The organism is Dactylosporangium sp. NPDC051485, from assembly GCF_040682015.1.
Taxonomy (GTDB): domain Bacteria; phylum Actinomycetota; class Actinomycetes; order Mycobacteriales; family Micromonosporaceae; genus Dactylosporangium.
Genome location: NZ_JBFAZW010000023.1, coordinates 42,576 through 55,499, shown reverse-complemented (window position 1 = coordinate 55,499; position 12,924 = coordinate 42,576). Strand labels below are relative to the sequence as shown.

General features: G+C 71.3%; 10 protein-coding genes. 2 read left to right on the top strand and 8 right to left on the bottom strand.

Annotated elements, in window-relative coordinates; all coding sequences use genetic code 11:
* Positions 1-66 precede the first annotated feature (66 nt).
* From AB0M46_RS15920 to AB0M46_RS15885, 8 genes are all read right to left on the bottom strand, one after another.
* Entirely contained in the window at positions 67-1,551 is a 1,485-nt protein-coding gene (locus AB0M46_RS15920) for an ATP-binding protein (protein ID WP_363336469.1), read from the bottom strand.
* Positions 1,552-1,621: 70 nt separating this feature from the next.
* The gene (locus AB0M46_RS15915) at positions 1,622-4,177 is read right to left on the bottom strand and encodes a PAS domain S-box protein (protein WP_363336467.1); all 2,556 of its coding nucleotides are present in this window, start codon (positions 4,175-4,177) and stop codon (positions 1,622-1,624) included.
* Between the two features lie 53 nt (positions 4,178-4,230).
* Entirely contained in the window at positions 4,231-5,199 is a 969-nt protein-coding gene (locus AB0M46_RS15910; RefSeq protein WP_363336465.1) for an NAD(P)/FAD-dependent oxidoreductase, read from the bottom strand.
* A gap of 10 nt (positions 5,200-5,209) precedes the next feature.
* A complete protein-coding gene (locus tag AB0M46_RS15905) occupies positions 5,210-5,863 on the bottom strand; it encodes a rhomboid family intramembrane serine protease (protein ID WP_363336463.1) in 654 nt (217 codons plus the stop codon).
* 67 nt (positions 5,864-5,930) lie between these two features.
* A complete protein-coding gene (locus tag AB0M46_RS15900; protein ID WP_363336462.1) occupies positions 5,931-6,635 on the bottom strand; it encodes a lytic transglycosylase domain-containing protein in 705 nt (234 codons plus the stop codon).
* Positions 6,636-6,861: 226 nt separating this feature from the next.
* Positions 6,862-8,142 carry a PhoH family protein gene (locus AB0M46_RS15895; RefSeq protein WP_363336573.1) on the bottom strand — a complete coding sequence of 427 codons (1,281 nt, stop codon included), beginning with the start codon at positions 8,140-8,142 and terminating at the stop codon, positions 6,862-6,864.
* A gap of 566 nt (positions 8,143-8,708) precedes the next feature.
* Positions 8,709-9,479 carry an isoprenyl transferase gene (locus AB0M46_RS15890; RefSeq protein WP_363336460.1) on the bottom strand — a complete coding sequence of 257 codons (771 nt, stop codon included), beginning with the start codon at positions 9,477-9,479 and terminating at the stop codon, positions 8,709-8,711.
* A gap of 128 nt (positions 9,480-9,607) precedes the next feature.
* Positions 9,608-11,434: a phosphoenolpyruvate carboxykinase (GTP) gene (locus AB0M46_RS15885; RefSeq protein WP_363336458.1), complete on the bottom strand. Its 1,827-nt coding sequence runs from the start codon at positions 11,432-11,434 to the stop codon at positions 9,608-9,610.
* Positions 11,435-11,724: 290 nt separating this feature from the next.
* Between AB0M46_RS15885 and AB0M46_RS15880 the strand changes: the two genes are divergently transcribed.
* Positions 11,725-12,201, top strand: coding sequence for a GtrA family protein (locus AB0M46_RS15880; protein WP_363336456.1), 477 nt, complete (start codon positions 11,725-11,727; stop codon positions 12,199-12,201).
* A 98-nt stretch (positions 12,202-12,299) separates the two neighbouring features.
* Entirely contained in the window at positions 12,300-12,923 is a 624-nt protein-coding gene (locus tag AB0M46_RS15875) for a GtrA family protein (protein ID WP_363336454.1), read from the top strand.
* Position 12,924 lies beyond the last annotated feature (1 nt).

The window sequence follows — 12,924 nt, the reverse complement described above, 5'->3', positions numbered from 1 at the left end:
GCGCTGGCTGGTCGAAAGCCTCAAGGCACAGGCAGAACGAGCGGCTGCGCCAGCCGACCGGAAGCCTCAAGGCATAGGCAGTCCGAAGCCCACGGTGGTGCCGCTGCCCTCGATCGACTCCAGGGCGATCCAGCCACCGTGGGCCTCGACGATGGCCTTGGAGATGGCCAGCCCCAGGCCGCTGCCCTTGACCGCGCGCTTCTGAGCGTCCGCGGCACGGAAGAAGCGGTTGAAGATCATCCCCTGCTCGTTGTCGGGGATGCCGACGCCCGTGTCGCGGACCCACAGCACGACCTCGCCGTCGCGCTCCCGGCCGGTGACGGTCACGGTGCCGCCGTTCGGGTCGGAGAACTTCACGGCGTTGTCCAGGAGGTTGAGCACGACCCGCTCCAGCTGCTCGCCGTCGCCCCGCACGACCGGGATGTGGTCGTCGACGTCGAGGGTGAGGTGCAGGCCGGCCGCCTCGATCGCCGGGCGGATCGCCTCGCAGGCGGCGTCGACGAGCTGCCGGATGCGCACCGGGCCCGGCGCGAGGGTGAGCGTGCCCGACTCGATGCGGGAGAACGTGAGCAGGTCCTCGATGAGGTCGAGGAGCCGCCGGCCGTTGCGGTCGATGATGCCGACGATCCGGCGCTCGGTCGGACCGAGTCCGGTGGTGTCGCTGTCGGCCAGGATCTCGGTGTACCCCCGGATGCTCGTCAGTGGCGTGCGCAGCTCGTGCGACACCGTGGCCACGAACTCGCTCTTGAGCCGGTCGAGCTCCTGCAGCTCGCTGTTGGTCCGGGCGAGCTTCTCGGCCTGCCGCTGCAGCGCCTCCTCGGCCCGGCGGCGGTCCGTGACGTCGGCGAACTGGTGCACGACGCTGGACGCCCCGCCGCCGATGAGCGAGGCCGAGTACTGGCCCCACACCATCCCCCCGTCGGGCCGGCACAGCCGCAGCTCCTTGGTGACCTTGCCGGTCTCCCCCGCCACCAGCCGCTCGAGCCGCTCCGCGACCAGCGCCCGGTCGTCGTCGCAGATCATGTCGAGCAGCGAACCGGCCCGCGTCAGGCCCGTCATCCGGGAGAGCTCCTGGTTGACCTGCAACACCCGGCCGGCCAGGTCGGTGACGGCCATGCCGACCGGCGCGTGGTCGAAGGCGGCCCGGAAGGTGAGCTCCGCCCGGCGCCGGTCGGCCAGCAGGCGCCGCTGCGACAGCGCGTGCTCGATCGCCGGCCCGAGCCGGCCGAGCCGGTCCTTGAGCAGGTAGTCCACCGCGCCGTGGCGCAGCGCCTCGACGCAGGCCTCCTCGCCGAGCGCTCCGCTGACCACGATGACCGGGATCTCGTACCCGCCCGCGCGCAGCAGCTCGAGCGCCTCCAGCGCGTTGAACTGCGGCAGGGAGTAGTCGGCCAGGATGACGTCGGGCAGGCCGCCGGCGGCGTCCAGCGCGGCCCGGAAGTCCTCCCGCCCCTCGACCCGCTGGAAGTCGGGCGCGAGGCCGGTGCGCCGCAGCTCGAAGGTGAGCAGCTCGGCGTCGTCGGGGTTGTCCTCCAGCAGCAGGATCTTCATGAGTGCGCGTCGGTGAGGTTGAGGCCCAGCCAGTACACGCCGATGTTGTTGACTGCGAGCAGCACCCGGTTCATCGCACCGCCTCCAGCTCGGCCACGTCCGCGGGGTGGGTGAACAGCGGCAGCGTGAAGTAGAAGGTGGCGCCCTCCCCCGGCACCGCGTCGGCCCAGATCTGGCCGCCGTGCCGGTGCACGATGCGATGGGCGAGCGCGAGGCCGATGCCGGTGCCCTCGTACTCCTCGGCGCGGTGCAGCCGCTGGAAGACCTTGAAGAGCTTGTCCGCGTACCGCATGTCGAACCCCGCCCCGTTGTCCCTGACGAAGTAGGTCGCCTCGCCGCCGGCCGTCACCCTGTGCCCGACCTCGATGCGGGCCGGCCGGGCCTCGCGGGTGTACTTCACCGCGTTGCCCAGCAGGTTGGCCACCACGTGCCGGATCAGCCGCGGGTCGCCCAGCGCGTCCGGCAGCTCGCCGACGACCAGCTCGACCGCCCGGTCGCCCCGCTCGATCGCCAGCTCCTCCCACACCTCGGCGACGACGAGGTCGAGCTGGACCCGGCGGCTGGCCATCTCCTGCCGCTGCAGCCGGGAGAAGGCCAGCAGCCCGTCGATGAGCTCGCCCATCTGCTGCGCGCCGGCCCGGATCCGCCCGACGTAACGGCGGCCCTGCTCGTCCAGCGCCGCGTCGCAGTCCAGGGCGAGCATCTTGGCGAAGCCGTCGACCGCGCGCAGCGGGGCCCGCAGGTCGTGCGAGACGCTGTAGGAGAACGACTCCAGCTCGGCGTTGGCCTCGCGCAGGTCCGCGGTGCGCTCGGCGACCCGCCGCTCCAGGTCCGCGTTGAGCCGCTCGATGACCTGCTCGGCCTGCTTGCGGGCGGTCATGTCCTGGGTCACCATGACGAACCCGCGGGGCGAGCCGTCGGCGTGGCGCACGGCGGTCAGCAGCCCGTGGGCCCAGAAGCGGGTGCCGTTGCGCCGCAACCGGGGCCCGTCGATCTCGGCCCGGCCCGTCTCGCGCGCCCGGGCCAGGATCTTCTCGTCCGTGCCGGCGGCGCGGTCCTCGGGCGTGCAGAAGATCGAGTCGGACCGGCCGATGACCTCTTCGCTGCTGTACCCCTTGAGCCGCTCGGCGTTCACCGACCAGCTCACGATCCGCCCGTCGGGGTCGAGCATGTAGATGGCGTAGTCCCGGGCCCCGTCGAGCAGGATCTGCAGCAGCTCCTCGGAGGAGCGCAGCTTCTCCTCGGCCGCGTGCCGGTCGGTGATGTCCCGCATGACCGCCACCGCCCCGGGGGGCTCCCCCTCCTGGGTGAGGGTCCGCAGCCGTACCTCCATCCGCCGCCCGCTCATGAGGCACTCGACGTACGTCTCCGGCCCATGCTCGCCGGCGCGCCGCGACCGGTACGGGGTCACGCCGTCGGCCTCGCGCATGTCGAGCAGCGCGGGCCACTCCGAGGTCGGCCGCCCGGCCGCCTCCGGCCCGAGGATGGCCCGGGCGGTCGGGTTGAGCCAGGCCGCCCGGCCGTCGCCGTCGATGACCGCGACGCCGTCGGCGATCGAGTCCATGACGGCGCCGAGCAGCGTCGCCTGCTGCCGCGCGGTGGCCCCGGTGACCCGCAGCTCGGCGGTGGCCGTGGCGACCCGCTCCTCGGCCCGGCGCCGGGAGGTGGCCAGCGTGTACACGAGCAGCGCGGTCACCAGGGTCAGCGCCGCGCCACCGAAGAACATCCCGTCGTCGAGGTGGCCGTCGGCGCCGACCAGGGCGTCCTCGTCGGTGGCCACGCGCAGCCGCCACCGCCGGTCGCCGACCTGCACCTCGACGGCACGGCGCAGGCCGGCGTCGCCCGGGTCGCGGCGGCGGATGGCGGCGATCGTGCGCAGCTCGGTGCCGGCGTAGGCGGCCAGGCTGACGTCGAGCAGCTCCCGGGCCGGCTGCAGCATGGTGTCGCCGAAGAAGTCCTGCACCCGGACGGTCAGCTGGAGGAACCCGCGCACGGCGCCGCTGGTCCGGTCGAGCACCCGCTGGGCCAGCGTCACGGTCTGCGGCTGCTCGCCGGCCGGGCGGTCCGCGTCGCTCAGCTGCACGTACGGCTCCGACGTCGAGGGCAGCCCGGTGTCGGCGGCCCGCTCCATCGCCGAGCCGACCTGCGGGATGGCGGCGACGTCGCGGCCGGCGCCGGGCCCTGCCGGCGAGCGGCTGTCAAGGTGGCGCGTGAGCACCGTGAAGTAGTGCTCGGTGACCCCCGAGGCGGGCGCCAGCGTCAGGCCCGCCGCGCCGAGCTTGCGCCAGGCGGCCTGGGTGGCGGCGACCTCCAGGTCGGGCACCGCGACGACGTAGTCGGCCGCGGTGGCGCCAGGCAGCCACAGCTGGCCCAGCGGCTGGGTGGCGGTGGCGAAGGCGGTCGCGTCCAGCGTGGGCAGGGCCTCCAGGGCGCCGGCGGCCAGCTGCAGCGCGTCGACGTACCGCTGGGCGGCCGAGGCGACGGCGTCCTGGGCCGCCGCGGTGCGCCGGTCGAGGGCCTGGGCGGCGCCGTCGCGCTCGACGCGGTGCATCAGCAGCCCCGCGCCGCCGGACACCAGCATGCCAAGGAGCACCACGCCGAGGACCTGGAGACGGACGCCTGCCACGCATGGTCCATCGGCGGCTGGCGAGGGTTTCTGAGAAGTTGCCGGCCCGGTGCTCAGCCGTTGTCGGAGGAGTGTCCGGGGAACAGGTGGGCGGCCGGGTCGATGATCACGGCGGCGTTGTTGACGGCGGTGGCCGCCTCGCCGAAGCCCACGGCGATGAGGCGGACTTTGCCGGGGTACTCGCTGATGTCCCCGGCCGCGAAGACCCTCGGCAGGTTGGTCGCGGTGGTGCTGTCCACGCGGATGTGCCGCTTGTCGAGCTCGAGGCCCCACTCGGCGAGCGGCCCGAGGTCGGCGGTGAAGCCGAGCGCGGCCACCACCGTGTCGGCCGGCAGCGTGCGCACCTCCCCGCCGCGGACGGCCACGTCGACCGCCGAGACGCGCACATCGCCGTGCAGCTTGGCCACCTCGGCGTTGACGATGATCTCGATCGGGAGGGCCCGCACCCGGGCGACGGTCGAGGCGTGCGCGCGGAACTTGTCGCGCCGGTGCACGAGGGTGACCGACCGGGCGACCGGCTGCAGGGCCAGCGCCCAGTCGAAGGCGGAGTCGCCGCCGCCGACGATGACGACGTCGTGCCCGGCGAGGTCGGCCAGGTGCGGTACGAAGAACACCAGCCCCCTGCCGGCGAACCCGTCGGCGGCCGGCAGCGGCCGGGCGGTGAAGCTGCCCAGGCCGCCGGTGACGAGCACCGCGCCGCAGCGCAGCGAGCGCCCGTCGGACAGCGTCAGCACCGGCCGCTCATCCACATAGGACAGGCCCTCGGCCCGGATCCCCAGCAGGTACTCCGGCGCGAACTGGGCGGCCTGCTCCACGAGGTTGGCCACCAGGTCGCGGCCGCGGATGCCGGGGAAGCCGGCCACGTCGAAGATCATCTTTTCCGGGTACATCGCCGTGACCTGCCCGCCGGGCTCGGGCAGCGCGTCGATGACCGCGGTCGACAGGCCACGGAAGCCCGCGTAGTAGGCAGCGAACAGCCCGGCCGGTCCCGCGCCAACGATGGCAAGGTCGACTTCCCGCATGGGGCGAACGCTACGGCAGCTCCGGGCCGAGGGCCAGGGGGTCGGCGTGCTCGACCGGGCGAGGGCGGCGCCGGCGGAACAGGATCGCGGCGACCAGGCCGCCGATGAACCCGAACAGGTGCCCCTGCCAGGAGACGTTCGGGTCGTTGGGCAGCACGCCGACGATCTGCCATCCGTAGAGGAGCCCGACCAGCAGGCCGACGGCGATGTGCCACCAGCTGCGGCTGATCACGCCGCGCATGAGGATGACGCCGAGGTACCCGAAGATCACCCCGCTCGCGCCGACCGTGAGACCGTCGCCGAAGAACCACACGCCGACGCCCGACACGATGGCGATGAACGCGGTGGTGAGCCAGAACCGGGCGCCGCCGTCGGCCAGCACGAAGGTGCCGAGCAGGATCAGCGGGATGCTGTTGGCCAGCACGTGCTCGAAGCTGGCGTGCAGGAACGGCGCGAAGACGATGCCGTCGAGCCCGTCGATGCGGTGCGGGTCGATGCCGCCGTCGCGGGAGAGCCGGTTGCCCGTGAGCCGGTCGAAGAGCTCGATGAGGAACAGCACGGGGACAAACGCGCACATTGCCACGAATGCGCGCCCGATGGAGGCGTAGAACGCCTCGGTGCCGAAGCGGGTCGGGTCGGACCGCCCATCAGAGTCGATCGCCACGACCAATGTCGTAACAGGTTCGCACCGCCGCCGCCATACGGCGACGGTGCGAACCTGTCGGTCAGCTTTAGTACCAGCCGGTCGACTGGCTGTGCGACCAGGCGCCGCAAGGGGTCTTGTACTTGCCCTTGATGTAGTTCAGGCCCCAGCGGATCTGCGTCTCGGGGTTGGTCTTCCAGTCGGCGCCGACCGTGGCCATCTTGCTGCCGGGGAGGGCCTGGGGAATGCCGTACGCGCCGCTGCCCTTGTTCAAAGCAGACGCGTTCCAGTGGCTCTCCCGGTCCCAGAGCTTCTCCAGGCACGGCATCTGGTCGAGCCCGAAGCCGTAGCCCACGAGCACCGCGCAGCCGGTCTTCTTGTTGCCCGAGTAGACGTCGCAGGAACTCGGCACCGGGTACTTCGGCGCCGAGTTGGTCGGCGGTGGCGGCGGCGCCGTGGTGGTGCGCGTGTTGGCCCGGCTGGCGGCCTCCTCGGCCTTGCGGCGGGCCTCGTCGTCGGCGGCCTTGGCCTGGGCCGACGCGTCGGAGGCGGCGTCCTTGGCCTTGGCCAGGGCGTCGGCCTCATCGAGAGTGAAAGGTGAACGCGATACCGACGGCGTCGCGGACGACGACGAGAAGGGCATCGCAGCGGCGTCAACGGAGACCGGAGTCCTGGACGCGTCGTGCTGGGTCTGTCGGTTGGCGATCACGAGCCCGCCCACGAGCGCCGCGAGAAGCACCGCGAGTGCGGAGAAAGCCCGGATTTTGCCGACCCGCTGCCACAGCCGGATCACGTAGTCATCCATTCGTCGGGGACAGGGACTGGCGGCTCGAAAGAACGGGCGGGACCTGCCCGCCCGTTCCCCTTACGCACCGTGAGCGCCTGATGCCGACTCAGCTGGCGTCACGCGCTCGGAACTCACCATCGCTTAGTGCATGAGTGGGTGAGAAGCCAAACGCGATCTTATGTGATTCTAATCACGGCACAATTCGGATAAAATTCCTCAACTTGGTCGTTGGCTACCGCTCGAATGGCAAGTCTTCCAACAGATCGGTGACAACCTCGGCGATCGGAGAACGCTCCGAACGGGTGAGGGTGACGTGTGCGAAGAGCGGATGGCCCTTGAGGGCCTCGATCACCGCCGCGATGCCGTCGTGCCGGCCCACCCGGAGGTTGTCACGCTGCGCAACGTCGTGCGTGAGCACCACCCGCGAGTTGCTGCCGATGCGTGAGAGCACAGTGAGCAGCACGCCCCGCTCCAGCGACTGGGCCTCGTCGACGATCACGAAGGCGTCGTGCAGGCTGCGGCCGCGGATGTGGGTCAGCGGCAGCACCTCGAGCATCCCGCGGGCCGCGACCTCCTCCATCACGTTGTCGTGCACCAGCGCGCCCAGCGTGTCGAAGACGGCCTGCGCCCACGGGGACATCTTCTCGGCCTCGCTGCCGGGCAGGTAACCCAGCTCCTGGCCGCCGACGGCGTACAGCGGCCGGAACACGATGACCTTCTTGTGCCTGCGCCGCTCCATGACCGCATCGAGGCCGGCGCACAGCGCGAGCGCGGACTTGCCGGTGCCGGCCCGCCCGCCCAGCGACACGATCCCGATCGACTCGTCCAGCAGCAGGTCCAGGGCCACCCGCTGCTCGGCCGAGCGGCCGCGGACCCCGAAGGCCTCCCGGTCGCCCCGGACCAGCCGCACCGACTTGTCCACGCCCACCCGGCCGAGCGCGGAGCCGTTCGGCGAGGAGAGCACCAGCCCGGTGTGCACGGGCAGGTCCCCGGCGCCGTCGAGGTCGATGGCCTCCCCGGCGTACAGCTGCTTGACCTCGGTCTCGCCGATGCCCAGCTCGACCATGCCGGTCCAGCTGTGATCGGCCGCGGGACCCGGCTGGTATTCGTCGGCGGCCAGGCCCACGGAACCGGCCTTGACCCGCAGCGGCATGTCCTTGGTGACCAGCAGGACGTCCTTGCCCTCGGCCTGCAACGCGAGCGCGACGGCGAGGATGCGCGCGTCGTCGGTGTCGGCCCGGAACCCGGCCGGCAGCACGTGCTGGTCGGCGTGGTTGAGCTCGACCCACAGCGTGCCCCCGGCGTCGGTCAGCGGCAGGGGCTCGTCGAGCCGCCCGTGCTTGGCGCGCAGCTCGTCGAGGAAACGCAGCGAGCGCCGCGCGAAGTAGCCCAGCTCGGGGTGGTGCCGCTTGCCCTCCAACTCGGAAATGACGACCAGTGGCAGCACGACGTCGTGCTCCCCAAAGCGCAGGAACGCCCCGGGATCGGACAGCAGGACCGATGTGTCGAGCACGAAGGTGCGCCGCTGGGGGACGGTGGCCTCCCCGGCCTTCTTGCGGGTGCGGCGGACGGCCTTGACGGGCGTTGGCGCCGGCTCCGAGGAGGTGGAGGCAGAGGAGTCTGCTGAGGGACTACGGCGAACGGTCACGGGATCTCCGGGGACGGGCACCTCGCCGCCCGCACTCGCGTCCTCCGACGCCCGCACGGGGTCGGGTGCTTGGCCCCGTGGCTTCACTGTGGTCGCTCGGTCCGGGCCTCGGATGGTGGGGAAAGCCCCCGCCACAGCAATGACGCTATCCGGTACGAGCAAAATCCACTAGAGCTGTGCTGTCACCCGCTGACACCGACTGCTCACTGCCGATGGACGACGCGGTGGGCACCGCCGCCGCGCATCGGGCCGGACGGCAGTATACGGGTATAAACCGACATGTCGGGCGCAGCGCGACACAGTTGCACCCCGGCAGGCGATAAGCCGCCCGTCGCGGTATAAATCCGACATGTCACAGCGCGTTGCGCCCGGCATGCCACAGCGCGTCGTGCCCGGCATGTCGCACATCAGCCGAACGGGTGGAGATCCACTCAGGCGCCGTAGCGGCGCTGGCGGTTGGCGTACGAGCGCAGGGCGCGCAGGAAGTCGGTGCGGCGGAAGCTCGGCCAGTGCACGTCGCAGAAGTAGAACTCGGAGTGGGCGCTCTGCCACAGCAGGAAGCCGGACAGGCGCTGCTCCCCCGAGGTGCGGATGACCAGGTCCGGGTCGGGCAGCCCGCGGGTGTACAGGTGATCCGAGATGTGATCGACGTCCAGGATCTCGGCCATCTCCTCGATCGTCGTGCCGGCCTTGGCGTGCTCGTGGAGCAGCGAGCGCACGGCGTCGGCGATCTCGCGGCGGCCCCCGTAGCCCACGGCCAGGCTCACCTGGGCGCCGCCGGTGCGGTCGACCGTCTTCTCCTCGGCCGCCTTCAGGGCGTGGGCGCTGGCGCTGGGCAGCAGGTCCAGGGCGCCGACGATGCGCAGCTGCCACGGGTTGCGCTCGGCGGCGAGGTCCGCGGCCAGGTTCTCGATGATCTGCAGGAGCGGGTCGAGCTCCTGGGCCGGGCGGGAGAGGTTGTCGGTCGAGAGCAGCCACAGGGTGACGTGCTTCACGCCCGAGCCGTCGCACCAGCGCAGCAGCTCCTTGATGCGCTCGGCGCCGACGCGGTGGCCGTCGTTGGGATCGACGTAGCCCATCTCCCGGGCCCAACGGCGGTTGCCGTCGACGATCACGCCGACGTGGTCCGGCTTCGGCTTGCCGAGCAGCCGCCGGGCGAGACGCTTCTCGTACAGCGAATAAACCAGGTCACGCAAGCCCACGGCTGGAAAGAGTAGCGACCTCCCGGGCGAAGCAACACCGTCAGCCGGGCACCGGACAGTACCGAACAGGAAACGCAGCGGGCGGCCGGTCGGGGGACAGACCGGCCGCCGAGCTGCGGTTATGGGACTCAGGCGGCGCCGAGGCGGGCCCGCAGCGCGTCGAGTTCGGCCCAGAGAACGCCGGGCAATTTCTCACCGAACTTTTCGAACCACGCCGCGATCTGGGGCAGTTCCTCGCGCCACTCGTCCGGGTCCACCCGCAGTACCTCCGCCAGATCCTCGGCGTCGAGATCGAGCCCGGACACGTCGAGCGAGCCGGGCGCCGGAACGGCCCCGATCGGCGTCTCGACGGCGGCGGCCGTGCCCTCGATCCGCTCGACGACCCACTTCAGCACCCGCGAGTTCTCGCCGAAGCCCGGCCACAGGAAACGGCCGTCCGCGCCGCGGCGGAACCAGTTCACGTAGAAGATGCGGGGCAGCTTCGACGCGTCGCCGGCCGTTCCCTTGCCCATCTCGATCCAGTGCGCGAAGTAGTCCCCGCCGTGGTAGCCGATGAAGGGCAGCATGGCCATCGGGTCGCGGCGCACCACGCCGACCTGGCCGACCGCCGCGGCCGTCGTCTCGCTGGAGAGCGTGGCGCCGAGGTAGACGCCGTGCACCCAGTCCCGGGCCTCGGTGACCAGCGGGATCGTCGTCTTGCGCCGGCCGCCGAAGAGGATGGCGTCGATCGGCACGCCGCGGGGGTCGTCGTACTCCGGGGCAAGGATCGGGCACTGGGTGATCGGCGTGCAGAAGCGCGAGTTCGGGTGCGACGACGGCTCGTCCGAGGCCGGCGTCCAGTCCCGGCCCCGCCAGTCGGTCAGGTGGGCCGGCGGCTCGCCCATGCCCTCCCACCAGATGTCGCCGTCGTCGGTGAGGGCCACGTTGGTGAACACCGAGTTGCCCCGGGCCAGCGTGCGCATCGCGTTGGGGTTGGTCTTCCAGTCGGTGCCGGGCGCCACGCCGAACAGGCCGAACTCGGGGTTCACGGCGTAGAGGCGGCCGTCCTCGCCGAAGCGCATCCAGGCGATGTCGTCGCCGAGGGTCTCGACCTTCCAGCCGGGGATGGTGGGCTCCAGCATCGCCAGGTTGGTCTTGCCGCAGGCGCTCGGGAAGGCCGCGGCGACGTACTTGACCACGCCCTGCGGCGAGGTGAGCTTCAGGATGAGCATGTGCTCGGCCAGCCAGCCCTCGTCGCGGCCGATGACGCTGGCGATGCGCAGGGAGTAGCACTTCTTGCCGAGCAGGGAGTTGCCGCCGTACCCGGACCCGTAGCTCCAGATCTCGCGGGTCTCGGGGAAGTGCGAGATGTACTTCGTGTCGCTGCACGGCCACGCGACGTCCTCGTCGCCGTGCTCCAGCGGCGCCCCGACCGAGTGCAGGCAGGGCACGAAGGGCGCGTCATCGCCCATCTTGGCCAGCACGGCCGTGCCCATCCGGGTCATGATCCGCATGGACGCGACCACGTACGGCGAGTCGGTGAGCTCCACGCCGAACATCGGGCTCTCGGCGCTCAGCGGGCCCATGCAGAAGGGGACGACGTACATCGTGCGCCCCCGCATGCAGCCGTCGTACAACTGCGTCATGCGCCGCTTCATCTCGTCCGGCGCCATCCAGTTGTTCGTCGGCCCCGCGTCGGCCTCGTCGGCCGAGCAGATGAACGTGCGCTCCTCCACGCGGGCCACGTCGGATGGGTCGGTGCGGGCCCAGAACGAGTTCGGGCGGGCGGCGAGGCGCACGAGCGCCCCGCTGGCGACGAGTTCGTCGGTGACGCGGCGCCACTCCTCCTCCGAGCCGTCGCACCAGACCACCCGCTCGGGTCTGGTGAGCTCGGCGACCTCGCGCACCCAGGCGAGCAGCCGGGGGTGGGCGGTCGGCGCCTGATCTAGGCCGGGCACGGTAACCGGGGCAGACATGCGGTAACTCCTCGTGGTCGGCGTTGACCTCGGCGGCCCGTTGCAACGAGCAGGGCCGCGGCGGCGCCGGAGGGTGCACGACAGTACGGCGCGCGATGGGGCAAGCGCGTCGTGCAATCTCCGGCCGGTATTTCTCAGCCTAAGCCGGTCACCCGGGACCCACACAGCGAGACATTGTGAAAACCTGCACAAACGCCGGAGGACTTTCCGCCCGGACGCAGGAATTCGCGCGAACTTTTCGCGCTGTGCGCATTACTGCGCAATCCGCCATGTGCTCTACCCTGACGAGGGTGACCGATCTGGAGTCGCCACCGCACCCGCCGCTGCTGTCCCGGCTCTTTGCCCGCTTCGAGGGGCTCGTCCGCGAGCTGGGCAAGTTCGGCACCATCGGCCTCGCGACGTTCATCGTCGACGCCACCGTCTTCAATCTGCTGTATCACCACATGCCCCCGCTCGTCGCCGGCACCGTGTCGATGGCGATCGCGGCGACGCTTGCGTTCCTGGGCAACCGCTACTGGACGTGGCGCGATCGCGCGCGCACCGACCTGCGCCGTGAATACGGTCTGTACTTCCTGTTCAACCTCTGCGGATTGGGTATCGCCCTGGCCTGCCTCGGGCTGAGCCACTACGTGCTCGGGTTCACGTCCCAGCTGGCCGACAACGTCGCCAAGAACGGGGTCGGCCTGGTCCTGGGCACGACGTTCCGGTTCCTGTCCTACCGCTACGTCGTCTTCCGCAAGCACCCGGAGCCCGAGACCACGGGATGAAGCGGCCGGGTGAACCTCGCGATGAGCGCAGGGTGACCTCGGGCGCACCCGGCCCGCGGGGACGGACGGGGCGTGGTCGCTTACCGTAAGGTTGGCGGGTGCGCTTCGCCAGCAGTCTCCGCGACCGTTACGTCCCTGAGCGGTATCGCGCCCTGGCCACCGAGCTGTTCAAGTTCGCGGCGGTCGGCGGGATCAACACGGTCATCGACTTCGCCCTCGTCAATGCGCTGCTGTTCATCGGCCCGCTGAAGGCGAAGATCGTCGCGGCGGTCGTGGCCACCACCGTCTCCTACGTGCTCAACCGGCAGTGGACCTACGCGCAGAGCGACCGCTCCAGTGTGCGCCGGGAGTATGTGCTGTTCTTCGCCCTCAACGGCGTCGGGTTGCTGATCCAGGAGGCCGTCCTGGCCGTGGCCAAGTACGGGCTGCACTTCAGCGAGGCCAACCCGGCGGACCGGCTGGCCTTCAACATCGCCAACGCCGCCGGCATCGGGCTCGCGATGGTGTTCCGCTTCTGGGCGTACCGCACCTGGGTCTTCAAGGCCACGAGCGGCGAGGCGAGCGGGGCCCGCGAGATCGCGGGGCTCGAGGAGGCCTTCGCCGACGACGCGCCGGTCGCGCCGGACGAGCGGCAGATCGAGGCCCTGGAGGCGGCCTACGCCGAGCCGCCGGCCCCGCGCAAGCACACCGACGAGCTGGGGACCCCCGCCGCGAAGCGCTGAC